General features: G+C 49.9%; 19 protein-coding genes. 10 read left to right on the forward strand and 9 right to left on the reverse strand.

Annotation, left to right across the window (positions count from 1 at the left end; genetic code table 11):
- Positions 1-166: 166 nt before the first annotated feature.
- A complete protein-coding gene (locus tag BM331_RS08625) occupies positions 167-1,111 on the forward strand; it encodes a DNA-methyltransferase (protein WP_074928901.1) in 945 nt (314 codons plus the stop codon).
- On the opposite strand, the gene BM331_RS08630 is transcribed toward BM331_RS08625, so the two are convergent.
- From BM331_RS08630 to BM331_RS12445, 3 genes are all read right to left on the reverse strand, one after another.
- Positions 1,108-2,010 carry a BglI family type II restriction endonuclease gene (locus BM331_RS08630; protein ID WP_074928903.1) on the reverse strand — a complete coding sequence of 301 codons (903 nt, stop codon included), beginning with the start codon at positions 2,008-2,010 and terminating at the stop codon, positions 1,108-1,110. The two genes, BM331_RS08625 and BM331_RS08630, sit on opposite strands and share 4 nt — an antisense overlap.
- Positions 2,003-2,236 carry a helix-turn-helix domain-containing protein gene (locus BM331_RS08635; RefSeq protein WP_074928905.1) on the reverse strand — a complete coding sequence of 78 codons (234 nt, stop codon included), beginning with the start codon at positions 2,234-2,236 and terminating at the stop codon, positions 2,003-2,005. The genes BM331_RS08630 and BM331_RS08635 overlap by 8 nt, the downstream gene beginning before the upstream one ends.
- A gap of 285 nt (positions 2,237-2,521) precedes the next feature.
- Positions 2,522-2,908 carry a hypothetical protein gene (locus BM331_RS12445; RefSeq protein ID WP_256214866.1) on the reverse strand — a complete coding sequence of 129 codons (387 nt, stop codon included), beginning with the start codon at positions 2,906-2,908 and terminating at the stop codon, positions 2,522-2,524.
- A gap of 1 nt (position 2,909) precedes the next feature.
- Between BM331_RS12445 and smr the strand changes: the two genes are divergently transcribed.
- The 5 genes from smr (at position 2,910) to BM331_RS08665 (ending at position 4,925) form a co-directional block, all read left to right on the forward strand.
- The gene (smr, locus tag BM331_RS08645) at positions 2,910-3,227 is read left to right on the forward strand and encodes a multidrug efflux SMR transporter Smr (protein WP_074928908.1); all 318 of its coding nucleotides are present in this window, start codon (positions 2,910-2,912) and stop codon (positions 3,225-3,227) included.
- 216 nt (positions 3,228-3,443) lie between these two features.
- Complete coding sequence (locus BM331_RS11640; protein WP_218154576.1) at positions 3,444-3,707, forward strand: hypothetical protein; 264 nt, start codon at positions 3,444-3,446, stop codon at positions 3,705-3,707.
- A 40-nt stretch (positions 3,708-3,747) separates the two neighbouring features.
- Positions 3,748-4,134 (forward strand): hypothetical protein, encoded by a 387-nt coding sequence (locus tag BM331_RS08655; RefSeq protein ID WP_074928912.1) that lies wholly within the window; start codon positions 3,748-3,750, stop codon positions 4,132-4,134.
- A 60-nt stretch (positions 4,135-4,194) separates the two neighbouring features.
- A complete protein-coding gene (locus tag BM331_RS08660; protein ID WP_074928914.1) occupies positions 4,195-4,539 on the forward strand; it encodes an avidin-fold protein in 345 nt (114 codons plus the stop codon).
- 80 nt (positions 4,540-4,619) lie between these two features.
- A complete protein-coding gene (locus tag BM331_RS08665) occupies positions 4,620-4,925 on the forward strand; it encodes a hypothetical protein (RefSeq protein ID WP_083414732.1) in 306 nt (101 codons plus the stop codon).
- 225 nt (positions 4,926-5,150) lie between these two features.
- Here the strand turns inward: BM331_RS08665 and BM331_RS08670 are convergent, their stop codons facing one another.
- Complete coding sequence (locus tag BM331_RS08670) at positions 5,151-8,270, reverse strand: efflux RND transporter permease subunit (protein ID WP_074928915.1); 3,120 nt, start codon at positions 8,268-8,270, stop codon at positions 5,151-5,153.
- Between the two features lie 24 nt (positions 8,271-8,294).
- Positions 8,295-9,461 (reverse strand): efflux RND transporter periplasmic adaptor subunit, encoded by a 1,167-nt coding sequence (locus BM331_RS08675; RefSeq protein ID WP_074929021.1) that lies wholly within the window; start codon positions 9,459-9,461, stop codon positions 8,295-8,297.
- 695 nt (positions 9,462-10,156) lie between these two features.
- Here BM331_RS08675 and BM331_RS08680 point away from each other — a divergent pair.
- The 4 genes from BM331_RS08680 (at position 10,157) to mutS (ending at position 23,861) form a co-directional block, all read left to right on the forward strand.
- A complete protein-coding gene (locus BM331_RS08680; RefSeq protein WP_074928917.1) occupies positions 10,157-11,260 on the forward strand; it encodes a tetratricopeptide repeat protein in 1,104 nt (367 codons plus the stop codon).
- Between the two features lie 88 nt (positions 11,261-11,348).
- On the forward strand, positions 11,349-11,573 hold the full coding sequence (locus BM331_RS08685; protein WP_074928919.1) for an amphi-Trp domain-containing protein: 225 nt from the start codon (positions 11,349-11,351) through the stop codon (positions 11,571-11,573).
- Positions 11,574-12,604: 1,031 nt separating this feature from the next.
- The gene (locus BM331_RS08695) at positions 12,605-21,085 is read left to right on the forward strand and encodes a glycoside hydrolase family 94 protein (protein WP_074928923.1); all 8,481 of its coding nucleotides are present in this window, start codon (positions 12,605-12,607) and stop codon (positions 21,083-21,085) included.
- A gap of 184 nt (positions 21,086-21,269) precedes the next feature.
- Positions 21,270-23,861: a DNA mismatch repair protein MutS gene (mutS, locus tag BM331_RS08700; protein WP_074928926.1), complete on the forward strand. Its 2,592-nt coding sequence runs from the start codon at positions 21,270-21,272 to the stop codon at positions 23,859-23,861.
- 34 nt (positions 23,862-23,895) lie between these two features.
- Here the strand turns inward: mutS and BM331_RS08705 are convergent, their stop codons facing one another.
- From BM331_RS08705 to BM331_RS08720, 4 genes are read right to left on the reverse strand one after another with little or no spacing between them, the layout of a single operon-like run.
- Positions 23,896-24,375, reverse strand: a complete 480-nt coding sequence (locus BM331_RS08705) for an FKBP-type peptidyl-prolyl cis-trans isomerase (protein ID WP_074928928.1) — start codon at positions 24,373-24,375, stop codon at positions 23,896-23,898.
- Positions 24,376-24,435: 60 nt separating this feature from the next.
- Entirely contained in the window at positions 24,436-25,011 is a 576-nt protein-coding gene (gene rnhB / locus BM331_RS08710; RefSeq protein WP_371265352.1) for a ribonuclease HII, read from the reverse strand.
- A gap of 53 nt (positions 25,012-25,064) precedes the next feature.
- Positions 25,065-25,508: a 3-hydroxyacyl-ACP dehydratase FabZ gene (gene fabZ, locus BM331_RS08715; RefSeq protein ID WP_074928931.1), complete on the reverse strand. Its 444-nt coding sequence runs from the start codon at positions 25,506-25,508 to the stop codon at positions 25,065-25,067.
- A gap of 33 nt (positions 25,509-25,541) precedes the next feature.
- Entirely contained in the window at positions 25,542-26,105 is a 564-nt protein-coding gene (locus tag BM331_RS08720; protein ID WP_074928939.1) for an OmpH/Skp family outer membrane protein, read from the reverse strand.
- Positions 26,106-26,111: the final 6 nt, after the last annotated feature.

Genomic DNA, 26,111 nt, shown 5'->3' on the forward strand with positions numbered 1-26,111 from the left:
AACCATCGTAAGTAGAGCCAGCGACCTAACCCGGCGGTCAAGCCGAACGCCTTCGGCGTCGGCTTACCTTGCACGTTATACGCATAAGCTCGCCCCTTCATAGCGGTTGCCAAATTGCAGCATTTTGTATACTATGAGTCACACACAAAGCTGTACTGGAAGTAAAATGAAGTTTCTTGAAGTTAATAAAATCCATCAAGGCCGATCAGAAATACTAATGAAACAGATTGAACCAGAATCTGTAGCTCTTAGCTTTTGGTCTCCGCCCTACTTTGTTGGCAAGGAATACGAAAAGGATGAAACCTTTGATTCTTGGCAGGCTATGCTTCGCCAAGTTATACACCATCATTCAAAGGCACTCAAACCAGGCGGGTTCCTAGTAATAAATATTGGTGACATTCGTTGCTTCAAAGACGAGAGCATTCCACGCTTCCAAGCAATGAACATCTCTATGCAAAAATCAAAAATTACCAGAGAAATGGTGCTTGAAGCAAAAGCACAATTTCCTGAATTTAGCCGGTATCAACTAGCAGAACATCTTGGTTGTAGCGAACAAACAATTGATAGAAGGCTAAACGGAAATAATATTCGGGGTGGAAAATATGAAATACAGACAAGAGTAAATCTTGTGGGTGGGCCACTCCAAACATACGGACAAGAATGTGGTCTTTATTTGTATGATCACAGAATCTGGGTTAAAGACCCAGCATGGGCAAATTGCAAGTGGACTTCAAACTCGCTTAAATCAGTTGATGAATATGAAGATCTTTACGTTTTTTGGAAACCAGGGCAGCAAACCATAGATAGAAAAAAATTAGAACCACAAGAATGGAAGGATTGGGGGTCGAGAGCTATATGGTTTGTTAAAAGTGTGCGCGCAAACGATGACCATGAAGCTAAATTTCCACTGGAGCTTGCGTCAAGAGTTATAAGGCTATACACAGATAAAGATGATGTTGTGCTAGATCCTTTTATGGGATCTGGCACAACAAGCATAGCTTGTATTCGTCACGGAAGGAAATTTATTGGAATTGAAAAAGAGGCTAAATATGTAGCGCTGGCACAAGAAAATATAAAAAAGGAGATGAGCCAACTTAAGCTAAATATTTAAGGGAACGGCACTTGAATGGTCTGCACTCTCCATGGTGCAATATTTTTTAAGAGTTCAAAACTGACACGAGCTCGTAATTTTCTTGGGTCTTTGGATTTATCATCTTTTCCTGGAAATAATAAACCGTTATACGCGCCAAGATAATTCGGCTGCTGTGTTAACAAAAGTCCATTCGGAATGCAGGCAATATCAATTCTTTCCAATGGCTGCCCATCATTTCTAGCGCCTACAACATTTGGTTGCAACATTCGATACACGGGTTTTAAAGCAATCATCACAAGCGGGGCAATCGTGCCATCTGAAAGAACGAAAACCGGCGGGAGGCTTGCATGAAAATCATGTGATGCCCGCGCCCCAGTTGCTTGTAATATGGTATTTCTGACCCCATCCACGGGATTTATCCAAACACCATCGCCTGAGACTTGGTTGTGACTCATGACTGTGTGATGTTGATCATCTCTTGGGCCTACGCTTTTGATATCCACGAAGAACCATACTGAATTCGTAAATCCACCTGTTGCGGTCGCAATCGCATCGTCAGTGAGTACAAATCGCTGATCTGATCCCGTTGGTAATCCCGTGTCTCTAACACGGAATACCGAATCTAATAATCTTGGCAGTTTTGAACCGATTGCGTGCTCGCCAACCTCAATCCAAGGATACTGGTCTTTAATTGGCTGGCGCCCCCTATCTTCAGGTGGATAGTTCTCCCAAAAAGGGTAGAGATAAGATGCTTCATTGTAATCTTGTTTGATTTCAACAATATTTGCAGTAATTATCGAAACAAGGTAGTTTGTCAAAAACTTCTCAAGCTCAATCAAAGAAGACGGGTTGGCTATAAAATGGTTTCTCGCTGAGTTATAGATATTGAATTGATTTTGTCGATGAATATTAATCATAAAAGCTAGCTTTCACCTTGAGGTCTGCAAATAATTCTTGAATATCAACATCCAAAGCCACTGCAACTTGCTGTACGATTTCAATCGTAGGATTTCTGACTCCGCGCTCGATTCCGCTTATGTATGTGCGGTGAAGTCCTGACTCATCAGAAAGTCGGTCTTGTGACCAACCTTTTTTTTCACGGGCTAGTCGTACATTTTGGCCAAAAAGAAGTTGTATGCTCATATGTCTGCATAATGGCGGTGCGTTACTTATTGGTCTATAGACGATGAGTCACATTAAAGAATACGTATAACAAATCGCTCAACACGGACGGGCAAAAGCGGCACTTCGCTCTGCTTTTGCTCGCCGGTTAGCTCAAACGTTAGGCACCAATATCATGCGAACACTTTCACCGCTGTTTCTTGCATTCGCAACGCTCTTCGGAGCCACAGGACTGTATGCAGCCACAATGAACAAGTGCGTCATCAACGGCAGCGTCTCATATCAGCAAACGCCCTGCTCTTCGACTCAGGCCCGAAAGGATCCGACGCTGGACGAACTGAACGCCGCTGAAAAGAAACGGCGCGCTGCTTCCAACACAACCAAAGCTACGGCTATTCCAGCCCCCCTCTCCCCACCCCGGGTGAGTTGTCGCCACCCGCTCCTACAGCCTCCAACCGCTATCGCTGCGACGGTCGCAAGCATTGCTCTCAAATGAGTTCGTGCGCGGAAGCCAAATTCTTCCTGAGCAACTGCCCCGGCGTAAAAATGGACGGAGACAACGACGACATCCCCTGCGAAGAGCAATGGTGCAGCCCTTGAGCATCTACCAGCGCCTAACTGAGCGTTGCAGGGAACGCCTCCAGCAGTGCACGCTTCGGCCACGCCACGCGAGCGCCCATGAACGGAGATCACGATGGCCTGGATATACCTGATCCTCGCTGGACTCTTTGAGATTGGCTGGCCCATCGGACTGAAGATGGCGCAGGTGCCGGAAACCCGATGGAGTGGTGTTGGCATTGCGGTCGCGTTTATGGCCGTGAGTGGCTTTCTGCTATGGCTGGCTCAGCGGCACATTCCCATCGGTACTGCCTACGCTGTTTGGACGGGCATCGGTGCGGCCGGCACCTTCCTCGTGGGCGTTCTTTACTACGGAGATCCAACATCAGTTGCGCGGTACTTTGGCGTGGCGCTCATTGTTGCCGGGGTCATCACGCTCAAGCTCGCGCACTGAGGTGTGGGCGCTAACAATTCATTCAAGCCGAAGCCGCTCTTCGCGGCGCGGCTTAATTCAGGCGTTGGGCGCCCAAGGATGACCGTGCAAATAGACAAAATCATCGCGCAGTGTTCGGCTGAACAACCAACGGCTGAATCTCTAGTAAGAGACTTGGGTGTGTACTCCCATGAGGAGTTCTGCATATCGTTCTGCGCGAGAGTTGCATCCGAGTACGTGGCAGGCCGTCTTTCATTTGAGGCCGCAGATGCGGCGGTGAACTGGCTTCACTATTTCTGCTATGTAGATGCAGAGCGGGGTATACCGGATTTTTCTACGGCAGTTCATGCGGCATTTGACCAAGGCGAGTACGCTCACGCTGGAGACCCACCAGACACCGATCCCGTAGAGAAATACACTCGTCCTCTACTGGCGCAAGTGGCTACTGACTATGGCAGTCTGTGTGCGCCCAACAATTCGCTGCGGGCGCGACGGCCCTGACGGGCCGCAGCCTGAGCTCAAACGTTAGGCATCATTCCGTATGCGCAAGCAATATCATTTTCGTGAAAGCAAAGAAGGCTTACTCGCTTGGGATGTTCATCTCTTGATTGACCTTGTGAAGGATATACAGCCTTGTGCTGTGGATCTTTCCGCCATCCGGGAAGTTGACGAGCCCTATTGGTACAGCACTAAAGATCCACTCCCTACTTGCCGTGATTTGATCGACCATATGCGACTTGTCGAGGCCACAGACCTTATCTATCCGATCATTCTTTCACCGGATGGTCGGGTTATGGATGGGATGCATCGTGTGGCCAAGGCCCTGTTGCAGGGTCAGCCCCACATCATGGCCGTACGCCTTCAGATCATGCCGGAGCCGGATTATATTGGCGTTGATCCGGACGATCTCCCGTATGATGATGCCTAACAATTCATTCAATCCGACACCGCTTCGCGGCTCGGTTTAATTCAGGCGTTAGGAGTGCCAATGAATTATAACAACCGAATATTTCGTGGAAAATCTAACTCTGCGAATGGTGAGGTCAGCGAATCAACGCGTTTTCATTATCATCAAAACGCAGATCAGGTCTGGGCTGAGTACTCTGGCGGCGAAATTGTGAGTGGACACCTTCAAGGGAAGATATTTGCTGATGGTAGTCTTGAGTTTATGTACCATCACGAAAATATCTACGGTGAGTTGATGGCCGGTAGATGTTGCTCTACACCTCATCAAAGCCCAGATGGAAAGCTAGTTCTCAAAGAGAGTTGGCAATGGTTTACTGGGGATCAAACAACTGGAGTATCAGAGATTGAAGAAGTTTTTGAATCCTAACAAGTACCAGCACAACCGTTCCCTCCTGTCACTGAACTCGCAACAAGTTGCTCGCCTGTGTGGTGGGCGTTAGGCGCGACATGACAGATCCTCGCAACTTGAGCCAAGAAGATCGGCGCCTTTTTCGCATCGTCGGCGAAGTGCTTCACTACGTCTGGGACCCAATCGGCGTAGCTGGCGTCCCACAAGCTCGTGACGAATACGACAATTACGTGCCGCAAGTATTTAGCCTTCTTCGGGCAGGCTCCGACAAAGCGGTAATATCTGAGTACTTGCAACAGATTTCAGAAGGCCGCATGGGACTCTCCAAACTTACGGATCAAGCCGATGATGCGGCCTCAGTACTCGTGGACTGGCGTGATCACATCAATGAAAGTCGCGCCTAACAATTCATTCAAGCCGAAACCGCTACGTTCCTGCATCGCCTGCATGACTTCTTCGTGGGTGTATGACTTGGCATTGAGGTCGTTGGCTTCCCGCAGGGCTTACTTGGAACTATCGGGTATATTCCTCCTGCTGAAGCAGAAAGAAACTTCTATCAGCAGCAGGATAAACACGTGAACAAAGCCACTTTACTTTAACTCAATAGCCTCCTCAAAACCTGGGGCGGTTCAGTGAGCCCACTTGCGCAAGGCGACATAAAAAACAGGAGTAAGAAACAAACCAAACAACGTCACACCGAGCATCCCGGCAAAAACGGTTATACCTGTTGCGTAGCGCACTTCACTACCTGCACCGTAGCTGAGCACGAGGGGAACAGAGCCAGCAATGAAAGCGATTGAGGTCATTATGATCGGGCGAAGTCGAAGACGGCAGGCCTCTAATGCAGCCTCGACGATATTCTTACCCTGGATTTCAAGTTCCCGGGCAAACTCAACGATCAGGATGGCATTCTTGCATGCCAGTCCCATCAATACAACCAGCCCCACCTGGACGAATATGTTGTTGTCGCCGCCCGCGAGCCAGATACCGAAAAGCGCAGCGCACATGCATACCGGCACGATCAGGATGACCGCCAAGGGTAATGTCCAGCTCTCGTAGAGGGCAGCCAGCACCAGAAAGACCAGCATGATCGATAATGGGAAGACGATGACCGCCGCATTGCCCTGCGTCACCTGCTGATAGCTGAGGTCGGTCCATTCCAGCACAATGCCGCGGGGCAAAACCTCCGCAGCAATCTCCGACAGCTTGGCGATGACTTGTCCCGAGGAAAGCACGCGGGGATCCGCATCACCGATAAGGTCAGCGGCGGGATAACCGTTGTAGCGGATGACTGGATCCGGGCCAAAGGTATGCTGAATCGTTACCATCGACCCCAGCGGAACCATCTCTCCTTCAATATTGCGGGTGTACAGGTTGCCGATGTCTTCAATCTTCTGGCGGAAGGCTGAGTCTGCCTGGGCCATCACCCGGTAGACCCGGCCAAATAAATTGAAATCGTTGATATAGATGGAGCCAAGATAGATCTGCAAGGTGCTGAAAAGATCTGTCAAAAATACCCCTTGGGCTATGGCTTTAACTCGATCTACATTGACCTCGAGCTGCGGGACGTTCGCTTGATATGAGCTGACAGGAAAAGTCATGCCCGGCGTCTGGGCAATCACATTCTGGAATTTAGTCGTTGCGCTTTGCAACGCTCCATACCCTAGACCGGCGCGATCGACCAGATAGAGCGAATAGCCCGACCCGTTGCCCAGCCCTTGAATAGGCGGAGGCAGTAATGCATAGGCTTGCCCGTCCTTGATCTCTGCAAGCCTGCCATTCAGTTCAGCGGCGATGGATTCCGCAGAACGCTGGCGTTGGTCGAAAGGTTTGAGGATGATGTAGGACGTGGTCTGGTTGGGCGTGTTGACGGATTGCAAGGCATTCATGCCCACATAGCTTTCAGTGATGTCCACGCCTTCGATAGTACTGGCGATTCTGTTCAGTTGACGTGTGACAGCATCGGTACGAGCAAGTGATGCGCCCTCCGGCAATTTGGCTCCTGCGAAGAGGTAGAGCTTGTCCTGATTTGGAATAAAGCCGGTCGGCACGATATGGAATAGCAGGGTAGTCGCGAGCAATAGTCCTGCATAGACGGTGAACACGATGCCGCGGCGCCCCAGCGTTCGGGCTACAGTATTGTGATATCCATGGGAGCTGCGGAGAAACAGCCGGTTGAACGGACGGAACAGCCACCCCAGCATGCGTTCGAGCAGCCGTGTGAGCGCATCCTTCGGAGCATCATGTCTTTTGAGCAGTTTTGCCGCCAGTGCCGGCGACAGGGTGAGTGAATTGATCGCAGAAATGACGGTGGATATGGCGATGGTGACGGCAAACTGCTTGTAGAATTCCCCGGTGACACCGCTCAGGAATGCCATGGGCACGAAAACCGCGCAAAGCACGAGCGCAATGGCGATGATCGGACCGGAGACTTCCTTCATGGCCTGGTGTGCTGCTGCAAGAGGACTCAGGCCTTCCTCAATGTTGCGCTCAACATTTTCGACGACGACGATGGCATCATCGACGACAATACCGACTGCCAATACCAGTCCAAACAATGTCAGCGTATTGATAGAATATCCGAGAAGGTACAGCCAGGCAAAAGTACCGACAATCGAGACCGGTACCGCGATCAGGGGAATGATTGATGCACGCCAGGTCTGCAAGAAGAGAATGACCACCAGCACGACCAGGAAGACCGCTTCGATCAGGGTTTGACCCACTGCCCGAATGGATTCCCGGACAAATACAGTAGGGTCCCACACTATTCGATACGTCACGCCCGCAGGGAAGTTTGCTGAAAGTTCTTCAAACTTGGCATAGACCGCTCTGGCTACCGCCAGGGAGTTTGCGTTGGGAGTGAGGAAAATGCCAGCGCTGGCGCCGTTCTTTTCATCAATCATAGCGTGCAGCGTGTAATCGCCGGAGCCGAGTTCAACGCGTCCCACGTCGGATAAGCGAACCAATTGGCCATGGTCCCCGCTTTTCAACACGATATCGCTGAACTCCTGTTCGCTGCGAAGCCGCCCGCGCACATTTATCGGAATGAGGAAATCCGTACTCTTGGGCGATGGTTCTGCGCCCAACTGACCCGCAGATACCTGGACGTTCTGTTCACGCACGGCATTGATCACATCACTGGCTGTAAGCCCGCGTGTGGCGAGTTTGTTCGGGTTCAGCCACAGACGCATCGCATAGTCGCCTTCCCCGTATAATCCGACGTTGCCCACCCCCTCCAGGCGTGAGAGCTGATCCTTTATATTCAATGTCAGGTAGTTGCGTAGATAGACTCCATCGTAGCGATTGTCAGGTGAAGAAAGACTCACAAACATGAGCGGGGTAGGAGACTGCTTCTGTGTGGTTACACCGTACTGACGTACATCGGGGGGCAGACGGGACAGGGCCTGGGCGACGCGATTTTGTACACGGACAGCTGCAGTATCGGGATCGATGCCGGGTGTGAAGGTGACTGTCACTTGCAGGCTTCCGTCGGAACCCGCAACGGACTTCATGTACATGATGCCTTCGACGGCATTGATCGCTTCTTCCAGCGGAACGGCGATTGAATCTGCCATCTCTTTTGGATTGGCGCCGGGGTACATTGCCCGCACAACTACGCTGGGCGGCACCACTTCCGGGTATTCACCCGCAGGCAGGAGCGGAATGGCGATAAGTCCCAATGCAAAAATAATTATTGAAAGAACAATTGCAAATATGGGACGGTCGATAAAGAATTTGGAAAAATCCATGATCGTACCTTTACCCTGACGCTTTCATGGAACCGGAAGAGGGGTAATCGCTTGCGATTCCATGGCGACATGCTCAGGACTTACAATCATTCCCTCACGAAAGATCTTCTGGGCGCCGGTGACAATGACCTTATCTGTCGTGTCAAGGCCGGACTGCACGATGTATAGGCCATCGATCTGACGACCCAGTGTGATGTTCTTGCGTAGCGCTTGGTTACCTTCTCCCAGTACATAAACATATTTATGATGCTGGTCGGTCAGAATGGCCTTGGCGTCTATCAAAAGTGCAGGCAACTCATCACCTTGCAGCTGTACTCGAGCGAAAAGGCCGGGTGTCAGCAAGCGGTTAGCATTAGGGACAACAGCGCGAGCACGAATTGTGCCTGTTGTGGGATCAACTTGATTGTCGAAGAAATCCACAATCCCCCGGTGCGGAAAGCCTTCCTCATTAGCCAGACCGATGCGGACCGGATAGACATTGCTCTCGCGATTGTTCTTGCGAGTGAATTCCTTGTGGCGCAGGAAGCTATGCTCATCGCAGTCGAAGTACACGTACATTGGATCCTGCGAGACCAGGGTTGTCAGCATTGACTGGTCAGCCTGGGCAAGATTGCCGGCAGTTAAGTATGCTCGCCCCACGCGACCTGCGATCGGTGCTCGAACCTCGGTAAAACCGAGATTGAGTTTGGCAGTAGCGACGGCAGCTTCCGCTGCACGAACCTCGGCGGCCGTTTGGTTCAACTCCGTTTGTCTCCTGTCAAACTCTTCGCGTGACATCGCCTGTGCTGCGAACAGTGCCCGCGCGTGTGTAGTCTTGCTTTGCGCAAGTTTCGCCGCCGACCGTGCATGTTCGAGCTGCGCCTGTGCACTATGGAGCACATTGCGGTATGGCCGGGGATCAATGACGAAGAGAAGGTCGTCAGGTTTAACCTCGCTCCCTTCCTTATAGGCAACGCGATTGATGTAGCCACTGACGCGAGGACGCAGCTCTACAGTTGGGATTGCATGGACTCGGCCATTGAATTCGTCCCAGGTTTGCACTGAACGCACCAGTACACTCGCAACTGCAACATCGAGTGGTGATGACTCGACCGGCGTATTAGATTCGATATTACATCCGACGAGGAAAGCTACCGAGAGAGCAATAAGAATAGTAAATACGCATGGCTGACGTATGGTTGAGCTGTACATATAAATCATGAAAAATCTCTGGAGCGATTTTGGTGCAAATATACACTGAAATACACTGGACCAAGGCATTCTGCGGCGGGTTCAAGTACAACCCGATTACATCAGCGGCCTTGGCTGCAAACTCGGGATCCGTGCTGACGCACCAGGATCAGTGGCGCTGGCGCTGGGCGTCTCCGATGACGCGGTGTATATAGCGCGTGCTGCGTAAACAAGGCAAGGCGTCCAGCTGCAGCGCCAAAGAACCGCCATCCCAGCTCGCCTTGCTCACTGGTGGCGCCACCACCCGACCGTATTCGGGCGCACGCCGATCTCACTGGCAACTTCGTCGTTGCGCTTGCCCCGCAGGCAGGCCAGAACGATGCGGGCGCGTTCGGCCATGCGAACCTCACCGCTGCGACTTCGCGATAGCCGCTCAAGCTCGGTCATGACTTCCGCCGTACACGACAACGTGATCGCCACTCATGCCATGAGGCCCCATGCTTCAAATGATGCGGGTATCATAATATGATCGACATATTTTGTAATTAAACACCAGCTTAGAGGGTCGTGAAACTTAATCCTCGAAATATTCCTATTGAGGGTTTCTGAGAAAAAGTGCCTCGGAGAAAAGTTAAATTATGGCATGATCTAATAGATTCTGACAGGCCGCCACTGAGTTTTATCATTAGGGTGCAGGATATCGTGGGCAAGAGAAGATGAACCTGAATCCAATTTTCAGAAAGATTGTTTTAGGTGCTGCCGAAGCGTCGTTGGACGTCGCGGGAGCAGCGCTCCTGCCTGGGGCGTGGTCGATATTGAAGGGTGCCCTCGAACCGGTATTGGAACGATTGAAAGCGCGACTCGGGGGCGAGGAGCCTACCACAACGCTTGAACGCGCCCAAAAGGCTGTTGCGGAATTTGAGGCCGACCATCATCTGCAGGAAATGCTGCGCAGCACTCTGTTAGAACGACTCGATATGCTCGTCAAGGGCCAGCAGATTATTCACACTGACGTGCAGAAATTAATGCTGATCGTATCGGGTGATCAGAAGCTGTTGAATGAGCTTGTAGGAGGTATCCAGCGTATTGAGCAGCGCCTGGATGAAGGCGTGAATCTCAGCGACGAAGCTGTGAAGAAGCTGACACAAGCCGTACTACGTGAGGCGGAAAACAGTCGCCAAGTGCGAGCGTTGGCCCTCCGGGAGATGGGCCCCGTAACGAAGCTTGTTGCGCGGCAGGTACACCGGTTACAGGTCCGGGCCGTCGAGCTGATCGAAGAAGGAGCACTGGATCGCGCTAACGATGAGCTGCAAGAAGGACTGGTGCTGATTGCAGCGTTACTGAAAGAAGCACCCACTGATTTGACCCTGCGACTACAGCTGGGATTTATCTACAAAACCATTGCACAGGTATTCAGCGTGGCTGACGATCATGAACAGGAGAAGACCTACATCCAGCGCGCCGAACAGATATTCAGATTCGTGAAGGATGATGTATCCGGTAATCCAAAGACTGCTTTGGATGCCGCCAACGCGATTCACGGGTTAGGCAATGTGTATCACCAACGAGGTGACTTTGAGGCGGCGGTTGAGAACTACAAACTGGCCACTTCACTTTCCTCGGATCACATGTACGCATGGCACGATATGTTTGTCGCTTATTACGAGCTGGCGAAGCGAGGTAAGGTAGACTTGAACATGATGCGCCATGCACTCAACATGCTGAAGCTAACGGGGGAAGAAGCGCCCGGACTGAGTGCCGGGCATATTGCACAGTTGGCATCAATTCTCTGTAAATTTGAGAAAGATGCCATACCCTGACACCCAGATACAGCTGATCGACTGCGCCAGCGGATAATTCGAACCGTTAGAGGCATATATGAATTACACAGCAAATAAGGAGTATCAAATGACTTCAAATTCAGAACGGGACATAGAAAAAGGCTATTCGAAAGCGGATTTTGTCGCAAAACTCCGCCGGCTGGCAGATTCCATTGAAAATGGCGAGCGTTTCGAAATTCAGATCGCGGGAGAACGCATTTATGTTCCGGTTCGTGCAACCTTTACCATTGAGCATGAAAGATCCGATTCAGAAGAAGAAATTGAATTCCAGATAAAGTGGCAGAAAAATTAACACTCAAGATTCTGTTCTGGTCAAGTAAAGCCGGACACATTGTTGGTAATTGTCAATCTACTTGTCGCCTATAAGGAAACTCAAGCCACCTGTTTGAGTGTGTTTTTTTGTTTACCAGAAGGTGTTTTACTTTTCCGGGGATTCAGATGAACTTGTTGATTCTGCACCAGTTTCGTACTGGGCTCAATCATCGTTCAGGATGGTTTGCTCGTGCTACCTCATAGATGGCATGGCGTTGAGCCAGCAACTCCTCATCCTGACCGTTTGCCGTTGCATGGGAGTGCTGTATTGAATCGCGCTGTGACCATGTTCCGTGTTGTACAACGGGACATCGTCGCCATACTGGTGCCGCCGTCCGTTAACTCCAACGTTGAAGGCTTACGAAAAAGCCACGATTTGACCACAATCAGTTTTCTTCCTACAATCTGCTGTACTATTAGAAGTTAGCAATCCAGCAACACGTCAGATCTACAGCCCAAGGCTGGCGATTCAAATCTCACCCCGGCAGTACTTGTTTTTGGCATAGCCATTACTTTTTTGAAGAAGCCTTTTGTACGGCTTTCTCTCACCAGCGAGATTTTCACGAACCCATTGACAGGTTCAACATAGGGCGTAGTTCAGCCTGACCCGGCATTGTTTGGATCTTGAAAGACAGATCGAACTCACTAGATTTTTCCCAGGATTGCTCATCACCCGTGCTTGGGTATTTTCTTGTCACAGCATAAGGTAATGGTAAAACCACCCCCTACTGCCCTTTATTTGTCAGTGTGTAGTCGTTCACCCCTCGCTTTCAAGTGGTGTAATTTCTTCAAAGGAACGAATAAATTCATGACAGATCAGCTATTACGTAGCAACAACTTCCCTCCAACAACCTGCAAAACTTTAAAAAATAATTTCACTTCCAGGCCAGAAGCTCTGGGCATTTCGTCCTCTCCCAGGTGTACCCATAAGCAAATGATCAAACTGCAAAATCTAAAGCCTAATTTGTTTTATCAAGATCAAAAATCAGACATCACTTGCAGGCTTGCCGAATGAATCTCCACTTCATACAAACACTCGGCTTGTTCCGTTCACGTTTCCCGGGTAACAGCGACCCTCTTATCCGTTCTACGCTTGGCCCTCATAGCAACCCGAGCCAGCTTGGTGTAGCAATTGCCCAAGGCTCCAAAGCGTATTTAGCCGGACTTCATCATTTTAAGTTGCGAGAACGAACGCGTGAAAATGCGCTTTACATTCGTGCAGTTCTGCGCACCCTTAACCGCGCCCAGCAACGCGGCGAAAATGTAACACCAACCGCCAGCTGGTTGCTCGAAAATGCTCATGTCATTGAAGAGGCAATTCCTGCTGTTTTACGCGATCTTCCCCCCCGCTTCTACCTGCAACTGCCATCCATGCCCAACTCCAAGGTGTCACGCACACTCGCGATTGCCTGGGCTTATATTGCGGATGTAGATAGTGCCGTGTCAGAAGAAGGTTTTCGTACCCTCGTCGAGGGTTTTCAGACTGTACAGCCTCTGAATATTGGAGAATTATGGGTACTACCTTCATTGTTACGCTTTGTTCTGGTTGAAAATCTCCGGCGTATGGCAATCCGCATCGTACACACACACGACATGCGGTTAACCGCTAATCTCATTGCCAACAGGCTGATCGACGCATCCCCCGAAGAAGAAACCGGAATACTGGCTGATTATGCCAAGTATGCCCAAGACAGAACTTTTGCCACACAGTTTCTCCATCGTTTGCGGGATGGTTCCCACATTTCACATAAAGGATTACTTTGGCTGGAATCTGCACTGAAGGCTGCTCAAACAACTGCTGAGCAAATCACACTTGATGAGCATGCTGATCTATCGATCAATGGAATCATTACCGGCAATATCTTCAGGAGTCTACGTCTCATCGATGATATTGATTGGACCAACTGGTTCGAGCAGGTCAGCCTTATTGATCAGCTGCTGCGTGCACGAACCAATTTTGCTGCACTGGATTTTGCTTCACGTGACACGTACCGCAATGCGATCGAAACACTTACCAAACGCTCAGGACAGAATGAACATGATGTCGCTCGGCAAGTAGTGGAACTGGCTGAAACAACATCAGATGAAACAGCGCACAATCCCGACAAAGTGGATATAGGCAGCTTTCTCGTTGGATCCCGGCGACACGAGCTGGAAAATATACTCGGTTGTACCACACCCTTTGGGGAACGCCTCCGCGACGCATGGCGTAAAAGTAGCTGGCTTGGCATCGTGCTACCGGTCAGCCTGATAACCGGATTATTACTGGCTGTTGCCACCTTGAGACTGCGTACAGAAGAATCAGATGTGTACGTACTGCTATTACTGCTTGCACTTTCTCTCATCCCAGCAATTGAAGCGGCAAACGGCCTGTTCAACGCATTCATTACCATGCTGATCAAACCGGACAAACTGATTGGCTACGAATTCAAGGAAGGTGTACCTGATGATGCACGCACCTTTGTGGTTGTGCCCACATTAATCGGTAATCGCGATGAAGTTGAACAAGCGATACGTGATCTTGAGATTCTCTACCTGGCCAACATGAAAGGCACGTTGTATTTCGCGCTGCTATCAGATTGGCCCGATAGCAGCATGGAAGAAACACCTGCTGATCGCAAGCTGCTCGCCTTTGCACACAAACAGATGGCGGCTCTCAATAATCGTTATCCGAATAAAAACTTTACCCGTTTTTATTTCCTGCATCGCAATCGTCTCTATAACGAAGCGGAAGGTTGCTGGATGGGTTGGGAACGCAAGCGAGGCAAGTTACAGGAGTTCAATGCCCTGCTGCGCGGCGATGCCAGCACCACTTACTTTACGCCAGACAATCCGTTGCCCGAAGATGTCAAGTACGTACTGACACTCGACGCTGACACAAGAACAACACGCGATGCAATTGCACGTCTGGTCGGCAAGCTTGCTCATCCACTTAATCATCCAATATTTGATACAGAAAACAGGCAACTTCGTACGGGTTACGGCATCCTGCAACCGCGTATTACACCATCGCTCACCGTCGGCGACAAAGCGTCCTTATTTCAGCGCATCTCTTCCACCAATCGCGGTATGAATCCTTACGTATTCGCAGTTTCAGATATTTACCAGGATCTGTTTGCGGAAGGCATTTTCACCGGAAAAGGGCTTTACCACATCGATACCATGACGGCAGCTCTGCAAGGGCGTATCCCCGAAAACACCGTTCTCAGCCACGATTTGCTGGAAGGGGCTTACGCACGTGCCGCTCTGGTGACTGATATTGAGGTAGTCGAAGATTACCCAACCCGCTACCTGGTTGATTCTGCCCGCCGACACCGCTGGGTACGTGGTGACTGGCAGCTGCTGCCGTGGATTTTTAATCCTAAATCAGGATTATCCATGTTGTCGCGCTGCCAAATGATTGATAACTTGCGCCGCTCAATTACACCAATTTCATGGATAGCTGCTGCTATTGCAGGTTGGACGCTGCTCTCCTCAGAACTAGCAACGGAATGGTTGGTGCTATTAGCATTATGCCTGTTCCTGCCACAAGCACCAGGCTTGCTGAGTGCATTGCTGCGGCGCGATAGCAGGACAACTCTCGGCAGTCACTTTGCTGCCTTCGCGCGCGATACCCTCCTTGCGGTAACACAAATAGTGGCAAGAATCATTTTGATGGCGCATCAGGCGTGGTCCCTCAGCGATGCTATCCTGCGTACGCTGCACCGGCTGCTGATCAGCAAACAGAGACTACTTGAATGGCGTACCGCTTCGCAAGAAATGCGATTCAGTGAACGCAGCCTCGCAGGCCACTTTCGTATCATGTCGGGAGCGCTGATAATCGCCACCGCCGGATTGATCATTCCATTAATACTTGGTGCAGATGGAATAACCGTAGCGATAGTATTCACATTGCTCTGGGCGGGATCACCTATCCTTGCATGGTTGATCAGCCACCCGGCAGAAGCTGAGAGCAGACTGAAGATAGCACCGGAAGATATTTCAGCATTACGTCGTATTGCCCGCCGGACTTGGCTCTATTTTGAGACTTTTGTCACAAGTGAACACCACATGCTGCCACCTGATAATTATCAGGAAAAACCCATACCACTTGTTGCCGGTCGAAGTTCCCCCACCAATATTGGCGTCTACCTCCTCTCTACAATCGCAGCGCGGGATTTTGGCTGGATTGGATTTATTAAAACGGTAGAGCGGCTGGAAGGAACATTTGCCACGCTGCAAAAAATGGAACGTTTTCGCGGCCATCTTTATAACTGGTACGACACACGCAGTCTCGAACCTCTTCAGCCTCTCTATATATCCTCAGTGGATAGCGGTAATCTCGCTGGCCACCTGATCACAGCAGCAGCAGCCTGTGACAACTGGTCAGCCGCACTAGCTGTTCATCTGCAAGGTGATTATGAAGGCATCATCGACTGCACTGATATTCTGCATGAAACGCTAAAAGTTCTGCCAGATGACAGAAAATCACTCAGACCATTGCGACAACGGTTGGGCGAGCGCCTCAAAAGCATGCATCACGCGGTCAATGCATTGCATCATGAGCCCGGAACAGCTTCTATTCGTACCATTAATCTCGTTGCACTGGCTACGGATATTGTTAACCTGGCAAAGGCGCTTGACGAAGAAATTCATTCACCTGCCTGCGAGAAACTGGTGCTGTGGGCACAAAATCTGGAAAAAACCTGCAATGCGCATCTGAGTGACACGCATACTGATGCCGAGACAGTCAAACAACTGCGCCAGCGGCTGCTTACTTTACACGATGGATTAAGAAAATTTGCCTTTGAAATGGATTTCCAGTTCTTGTTGCGGCCAGAACGCAAACTGCTTTCCATCGGTTATCGAGTAACAGAGCGTCAACTGGACGAAAGCTGCTACGATCTGTTGGCCTCCGAAGCGCGGCTGACAAGCCTCTTTGCAATCGCGAAAGGTGATCTGCCAACCAGGCACTGGTTTCGCCTCGGCCGCCCGATAACAGCAATTGGTTTTTCCGGTGCCTTAATGTCATGGTCGGGCTCGATGTTTGAATATCTGATGCCTGCTCTGGTGATGAAAGAACCATTGGGCAGCATTCTCAACCAGACGAATCAATTGATCATTGAGCGCCAGATTGCCTATGGGCGTAAAAAAGGTGTGCCGTGGGGAGTATCGGAATCTGCCTACAATGCCCGTGACCGGGAAATGACTTATCAATACACCAGTTTTGGCATCCCGGAACTGGGGTTGAAGCGTGGTCTGGCCAAGGATACAGTCATTGCACCCTATGCCAGCCTGCTCGCCGTCCAGTTCCGTCCAAAAGAAGCCGTTGCCAACCTCAATCGACTGGAAACTCTGGGTGCGTTAGGTTACTACGGCTTTCATGACGCCGTAGATTTCACACCTGAACGCTTACCTAAAGATCGAGGATGCGCCGTAGTGCGCAATTTCATGGCACATCATCATGGTATGTCCATCATTGCTATTAATAATGCTTTGCTCAACGGTCGGATGCGTGAACGCTTTCATGCTGATCCGGTAATTGAAGCAGCTGAATTATTATTACAAGAAAAAGCACCGCGTACGGTACCCGCCATGCCTATCCATGCTGAGACCAGTGATCGAATCGAGCCCGAACTGCTTGATCAACGCCCGGATTCACGGCTGATAACCAATCCGCTCATTGCTCCCCGCGCGGTTAATGTTATGTCAAATGGCCATTATTCACTTATGCTAACTGCATCTGGCAGTGGTTACAGCCGTATCGGTGAAATTGCCCTTACCCATTGGAACAATGACCCCAATGAAGAACGTACCGGCACTTTCCTGTTCATTTCCGACCCTGCCACTGGCGCATGGTGGTCAGCCACAGCTGAGCCCAAACATGTTCCCAATGAAATTTGCCACACCACGTTTTACAATGATCGCGCTATTTTTTCCAAAAAAGTTGGCCAGTTGCGCTCAGAGACGGAGTGTATCGTTATGTCCGAATATGACGGCGAGATGCGACGCATTACACTATGGAACAATGGTGATGAAGATCGTCATATCGAGATCACTTCTTTTGCTGAACTGGTGCTTGCACCCGAAGCAAATCATAGTGCTCACCCATCCTTTTCAAAAATGTTCGTTCGGACGGAAATCTGTCATAACAACACAACCATTTTTGCCGAACGACGCAAACGCCTGGAAACCGAGCCTGACATGGCACTTGCTCATCTTGTGACCTTCAGTGAGGGAATGCTGCGTGAAGTTGAGGCTGAAACAGATCGCCGTACCTTCATTGGCCGCGGCCGTTCTATTGCCAATGCAGCTGCCTTTGATCCAAACACCCGGCTGTCCCAGAAAGCCGGCTTTACACTTGACCCTGTCATGGCGCTGCGGGTCAAGATACGTGTGCCCACGCGCCGTAAAATATCGGTTGCTTTCTGGACTATTGCTGGAAAAAACCGTTCTGAGCTTGAGCAGAATATCCATCGCCTTGTCCATCCAGGCTGTTTTCGGAGGCAAGCAAAGCTTGCCTGGACTCGCTCACAAATCCAGGCACGTTACGTAGGTTTAAAACTTGCAGAAACATCTGGTGTGCAGAAACTTGCCCGTTATCTGCTCTACCCTCATCCGGTACTGCGAGCACCCGTAGATACAATTGCGCCCGGGCCAAGCCAACAATCAATGCTGTGGCCCCTGGCAATCTCAGGTGATTTCCCGATATTTGTCTTGCGTATTGCTGATATTACTGACCTGGCTATCATCATCCATGCCCTGCGCATACAGGAATATCTGCGCAGCCGCAATCTGATCTTTGATCTCGCCGTTATCAACGAGCAACCCACCTCTTATGTGCAGGATTTGCAGCAGGCAATCGAACAACTTTGCAGTAACGCAAGACTTCTCAACGGCGAATCTGGATCATGTCAACATATCTTCGCGATACGCCGGGATCTGATTGATGCGGATACTTATAGCGCATTACTGGCGATTGCTTATATTAGCTTGCATACGCATAACGGGCCTGTTCTTGACCAGATTGAACGTGCTGAAATAGCGCTTGCCCGTCACAAAACCACTGCCCCACCCTCAATTCGTTTGCAGCAAGCTGCTCCAGTGACCGTTTACAGTCAAGATCTCACTTTCTGGAACGGCTTTGGCGGCTTCGCAAATTCGGGCCGAGAATATGTTGTTCGACTCTCAGGAAATCGGGTAACGCCACACCCATGGATCAACATTATCGCTAACGATAATTTCGGCTTCCACACCTCATCCGAGGGGGCATCTTTCACCTGGAGTCGTAACAGCCGTGATTTTCATCTGACTCCATGGTCAAATGATCCTGTGACTGACCGGCCAGGAGAAGGTATCTATATCCACGATCTCGATACAGGAGCTGCCTTTTCTCCATTTGCCTGTCTGTTGCGCGATCCGGCTGCTGTTTACGAGGCACGTCATGCACGAGGCGTATCCAGCTTTACAATTCAGCGTGGCAGCCTTACCGCAACACTCACTCAGCTTGTCGATCCGATTGATCCTGTAAAAATACAGCGCTTGTGGTTTAAAAATACAGGCAGTAAACCCCGCAAGTTCAGAATCTATGCTTATGCTGAGTGGATACTTGGCAATCATCGCTCCCGTTGTGCGCCCTTCATCGTAACCGATCGTGATCCAACAACTGGGGCACTGAGCGCACACAATCCTTATCACCTTACATTTGATAACATCACTGCCTTTCTGGCCTGTGATGGTAACAACCAGCATTTCACCTGCAATCGGAGCGAATTCATCGGTCCCGGCGGCTCAACCAGTGCACCTGTGGCAGTATTAACAGGCGCAACGCTATCGGACAGCCTCACAGCGAATGCTGATCCCTGTGCGGTGCTGGCCTGCGACATCAAGATCGCACCAGGAAGTGAAGCAACACTGCATTTCGTACTGGGTACGGCTGATTCACTGCAAGAAATTTCAGAACTAGCACAACCTCACCTTGCCAGAGATTTCGACACCCGCCTCACTGATAATTACGCAGCATGGAATAAATTCGCCAGTACACTCCAGGTGCAGACGCCTGATCCTGCCTTTAATGCCATGGTGAATGTCTGGTTGCCCTATCAGGCACTGACCTGCCGTATCCGCGCCCGTTCTGCTTTTTATCAGGCAAGCGGCGCTTATGGCTTTCGGGATCAGTTGCAGGATACATTAGCGTTGCTTTTGCACGATTCCACGCTGGCTCGCATGCAGATTCTCAATGCGGCAAGTCGCCAGTTCGTACAAGGTGATGTTCAGCACTGGTGGCTGCCATTGAGTGGCTCGGGCGTACGTACCACTATCTCAGATGATGTGGTATGGCTTGTTTACACGACCTGGCATTACATCAAAACTACAGATGATTACGCTATTCTTGATGAAGAATTGCCTTTCATCACGGGCCCCGAGCTGGAGCAAGGACAAGCCGATGCCTTTTTTACACCAGAAACTGCCGAAGAAAGTGCATGTCTTTATGAGCACTGTGCACATGCGCTTGATCTCGCAATAAAACGAAAGGGCGAAAATGATCTACCGCTGATCCTCGGTGGTGACTGGAATGACGGCATGAACCTGGTTGGTAAAGCTGGACAAGGCACCAGTACCTGGCTAGGCTGGTTCCTGCTCAAGACATTGCGGGATTTTGCGCCTGTTGCAAGACAACGTGATGACATAAAACGTGCTGAAGCCTGGGAGCAACATACCCATTGCCTGGCTCTTGCACTCCAGGCTCACGCATGGGATGGACACTGGTACCGCCGTGGCAGCTATGATGATGGCACATTCCTCGGATCGCAATCATCTGATGAATGTCGCATTGATTCTATTGCACAATCCTGGGCAGTGCTGTCTGGTGCGGATGATCTCCCGCGTGCCAGGCAGGCAGTCGATCAAGCCATTAAAATGCTGGTGGACGATAATTCAGGAATTGTGCGCCTGTTCACCCCGCCTTTTCAACATACCAGCAAGGAACCGGGTTACATCAAGAGCTACCCGCCAGGCATACGCGAGAACGGAGGGCAATATACTCATGCCGCAACCTGGCTCGTAGCCGCACTCACTGAACTGGGCAATGCAGATGAAGCATATCGGCTATTTTCCCTGCTGAACCCGGTGAACCACGCGCTGGACGAAGCAGCCGCCTCACGATATCGCGTCGAGCCTTACGTGGTTGCCGCCGATATTTACTCTGAAGGCCGCCAGGCTGGGCAAGGTGGCTGGACCTGGTATACCGGGTCAGCTGGCTGGTTGTACAGAGTTGCAGTCGAAAATATATTAGGGATCCTTCGCGAAGGAGCAGTACTCCGGATAAAACCGGCACTTCCCTCCACCTGGGACAGTTTTTACGTTCAGTTGCACATTGACACAGCGTACTACAACGTTACAGTAAAGCGTGCAGCATCGGCCAGCTGTACGCTTGATGGCAGATTAATCGAAAATTTCCTTATCCCACTGGAAAAAAATGGTCAGCATGAAATAATGATCAATGTAATCTAAGCAACGATCGCTGTTTGCATATTTCATCCTGCTGTTTCGATAACTTTTGTAAGAAACTACATCCATAAAATCAGATCCAATTTTTGAGTCTGATACGAACATCAACTCTGACAAGCACTTGGAGTAATTATTGGCAACATCCGAAAACTCAATAAATAAGTCAGATCATTCCGCTCACACTCCCATGATGCAGCAATACCTGCGTATCAAAACACAGCATACCGATAAGCTGCTGTTTTACCGCATGGGGGATTTTTATGAGCTGTTTTATGAAGACGCTGAAAAAGCAGCCAGATTGCTGGATATTACATTGACTCACCGTGGTTCCTCCGCCGGAGAGTCAATCAAAATGGCAGGTGTGCCATTTCATGCAGCAGATCAATATCTGGCAAGATTGGTAAAACTGGGTGAATCCATTGCTATTTGTGAACAGATCGGCGATCCCGCTACCAGCAAGGGGCCGGTAGAACGTCAGGTTGTCCGCATCATCACCCCCGGTACCCTGACTGATGCGGGGTTGCTGGAAGAACGTGGTAATAGTGTTGTATTGACACTAGCACTGCATCACGGCGTGATTGGCCTGGCTTGGCTCAACTTGGCCGCCGGAGATATGCGCGTACTGGAAACCTCCCCAGATAACCTGGCCAGCGAGCTGGAACGCTTGCATCCATCAGAAATTCTGTTGCCGGAATCACTTGATCTGCCTGTGATATTAAATAATTTTACCGCCCCCAAACGCCTGCCGGATTGGCAATTCGATTATGAACATGCCATGCAGCAGCTTACCCGGCAATTCGGCACCCGTGATCTGAATGCCTTTGGTTGTGAAGAATTGCGTGCTGCAATCATGGCAGCCGGTGCATTATTTGAATATGTCAGGCTGACGCAACATACTGCTGCAGCCGACGAATCGGCAGCACAGATACTTGGTCATCTGCAAACATTACGGGTGGAACGGCCAGAGACCTATTTGCGTATGGATGCCGCTACGCGCCGTAATCTTGAAATTACGCTGACATTGCGCGGAGAAGATGCACCCACACTATCATCCCTGCTGGACATTTGCTCAACCAGCATGGGTAGCCGGTTGTTGCGACACTGGCTGCATCACCCGCTACGCAACCGTATCATCTTGCAACAGCGACTGGATACCGTTTCTGATTTGATTGAGGCAAAGCCTGGAATCCTCTATGCAAGCATCCGTGAACAACTCAAACATATTGCTGATATTGAGCGCATCACCAGCCGGATTGCTTTAAGAACAGCTAGACCCCGTGATTTATCCGGCCTACGCGACAGCCTGACAGCGCTCCCTGAAATTGTTAAACTGATCACAACCTCAACAGCTATTGCCGTTCATCGTTTTGTCCCGGCCATGGGGCCGAATACCACGCTCACACAACTGCTCGTTCATGCACTGCAACCGGTACCCGGTGCAGTGATTCGTGAAGGGAACGTTATTGCTGACGGCTATGATATCGAGCTGGATGAATTACGCGCTTTACAGAAGAATTGTGGCGAATTCCTGCTGCAACTGGAAGCACGGGAACGTAAGCGTACCGGTATCCCGACCCTCAAAGTGGAATATAACCGGGTACATGGTTTTTACATTGAGGTAACCCGCATCCATAGCGAAAAAATCCCCTCGGACTACCGCCGCAGACAAACCTTGAAAAATGCGGAGCGCTATAGCATCCCCGAGTTGCAGGCATTTGAGAACAAAACACTGACTGCACGTGAACAGGCATTGGCACAGGAAAAAAAACTGTACGAGCAGTTACTGGAACAACTGGCAGATTTCATCATTCCTTTACAGGAAATTGCCGGCTCTGTTGCTGAACTGGATGTCCTGTGTGCTTTTGCTGAACGTGCAGATTTGTTTGGTTATACCAAACCGGTATTTACTGATGATCCTGCTTTGGATATCGAGGCTGGGCGACATCCGGTAGTGGAAAATCAAATAGAACAATATATTGCCAATGATATACAGTTGGGTGCTGTCACGCGGGAAGGGCGGCAGATGCTGATCATCACCGGCCCGAACATGGGTGGAAAATCTACTTACATGCGACAAACAGCGCTAATTGTTCTGCTAGCGCATTGCGGTAGTTTTGTTCCGGCCGGGAGCGCTCGCATCGGCCCCATTGATCAGATTTTTACCCGGATTGGTGCAGCTGATGATCTGGCAGGGGGACGTTCCACCTTCATGGTGGAAATGACGGAAGTCGCCAGTATTTTGCGCAATGCAACCGCACAAAGCCTGGTGCTGGTGGATGAAATTGGCCGGGGAACTTCAACTTTTGATGGGCTTGCATTGGCTTTTGCCATCGCCCGCCACTTACTGACTCAGAATCAGAGCTATACCTTGTTTGCCACACACTATTTTGAACTGACCCGACTAGCGGAAGAATTTCCGCAGGCAATCAATGTACATGTCACCGCAGTAGAGCACAAAAGACGTATTGTCTTTCTTCACCGAATAGAGGAAGGATCTGCCAGCCGGAGTTATGGGCTGCATGTTGCCGCACTGGCAGGTGTACCGGATAAAGTTATCCGGAATGCCGGAAAAATTCTGGCGCAACTGGAGCGGGAAGCGCTCAGCAAGAACCCTCAGCAGAGATTATTTGAAACGATTGAGGAAAACGAGGAAGCTGCTCCTGCTTCCGTGCATCCGGTGCTTGATTATCTTGAGCAACTTCACCCTGACGAGCTGACTCCCCGGGATGCACTGGAACAACTTTACCTCATTAAATCAATGGCTAATAGGATAAAATGATTAACAGGATGGTGAAAAACGCTGGTAAGATCATCTAATGTTCGTGGCCATGCGGCCCATGTACATGCCCGTGAGATAATTCTTCTTCCGTTGCTGGACGTACTTCCATAACAGTGCATTCAAACTGAAATGCTATACCAGCGTAGGGATGATTACCATCCACTACCACGACATCATCAGTGATCTCTCTCACTGTATAGATATAGAAATCATCAGAATCTTCCTCGCCTCCCTCAAACTGCATCCCGACCGTGATTTCTTCTGGGAACGCACTACGCGGCTCAACGCGCATCAGTTCTTCATCATATTCGCCAAAAGCATCATCTGGTTCCATTTGCAGGGATAAGGTTGCCCCGATTTCTTTTTCATGCAGCGCTTCTTCTACTACTGGAAATATTCCATCATAACCACCATGCAAGTAGCTGATGGGTTCATCAGTTTCTTCCATCAGATTTCCTTCCTGATCGGTCATTTTATAGTGAAGTGATACCACCGTATTTTTTACTATGCGCATGCTTCCTCTGCCTGAATCAGGCTTCCTTGTGGTTGATAAAATTTGTTCAAAGTCACACTGTTAATTTCTCAGCACACACGGTGCGAAACTTTTGCGATGAATAGCTGTTATCCCATGCAAACGAATTGCTTCCAGGTGCGCCTTGGTGGGATAGCCTTTATGTCGATCAAAACCATAAATCGGGTAAATCTCGTGTAGCCGTAACATCTCTGCATCCCTCGCAGTTTTGGCAAGAATCGAGGCTGCCGAAATCTCAGCTACTAGACTATCTCCTCTAATAACTGCCTGCACTTCATAATCCAGTTGTGGTACATGGGTGCCATCTACCACAATTAGTGAATTAGATACCGGCATTAATTCAATCACTGCTCTTCGCATTGCGAGCATGCTGGCCTGTAAAATATTCAGCCGGTCTATCTCCTCTACCGAGGCTGACGCAATTGCCCATGCACGAGCATACTGTTTGATCTGTCCGGCCAGGCTAGTTCGCCGTTTTTCACTTAACTGTTTGGAATCCGCCAATCCATTGATAACGTGACAAGAATCCAGCACAACACACGCAGCATAAACCGGGCCGGCCAGCGGCCCCCTACCCGCCTCATCCACCCCGTAGATAGCTTTTCCTTCTGGATAAATCCATACCCGAACGACATCAGAAGTTGCGATTTCCGAATTCCCTGTTAACCAAATCAGATGGCCCGGGCAGTGCACATCAGCCGGGCTTCGGTAACAAGCTGGCCATCCACCTCTGCACAGGCTGAATATTTCCAAATTCCTTTAAGCTGACGGGTAATTTCAACCTTTAATACCAGCTGATCACCCGCGATAACCGGTTTCTTGAATCGTACCGCATCAATACCAACGAAGTAATACACCTGTCCGGCATCTTTTTCCATATTCTCCGATCGAATCGTTAGCAAGGCAGCCGCCTGCGCTAGTGCTTCAACAATCAATACTCCCGGCATCACCGGATGATGCGGAAAATGTCCGGAAAAATAGGGTTCATTGATGGAAACATTCTTGTATGCATGAATCCGTTTGCCCAGCTCAAGTGAAACCACTCGATCAACCAGAATCAACGGATAACGATGCGGCAGGTATTTCAGTATTTCATGGATATCCATCACAGCCATTCTATCTCTCTGTTATACAAATATTTTATGTACTTATTGCTTCTCGGAAACCGGTTCCTGTGCATTTAATGCCTTGATCACCTGGTCAGTAATATCAATACGCGCACTTCGATAGACTGAATCTTGCAGTTGCAGGATCAGATCATAATCCTGTTGCTCTGCGAGTTCTTTAATCACCTTGTTGGTGCGTTCCAGAATCAGGCTGTACTCTTCATTTTGGCGCAAACTCAAATCTTCCCGCATCTGCTGCTGTGTACGCTGGTAACGTCGGCTGAGTCCGGCCAGTTCCCGCTCCTTCAAGCGCCGCTCCTCTTCATTGACAAAGTCAATATTTTTTTCCAGCTCCTGCTGTAAAGCTCTGATCTGCACGGAAAGCTCCCTGATACGTGCATCACGCGCCTGAAATTCATTTTCTATCTTTTTTTGCGCGGCTACAGCAGGCATTGATTCCCGCAGCACTTTCTCGGTATTGACAACGCCGATCTTGATCTCTCCAGCAAACAGATAGGGCGATAGAACAAAAACCACCAGAAAAATGAATATTTTTACAAAGCGAGCAACAGTTATCTGACTGTACCTATTCAATGAATCTTTCATTTTCTT

Source organism: Nitrosomonas eutropha (genome assembly GCF_900116685.1).
Lineage (GTDB): Bacteria > Pseudomonadota > Gammaproteobacteria > Burkholderiales > Nitrosomonadaceae > Nitrosomonas > Nitrosomonas eutropha_A.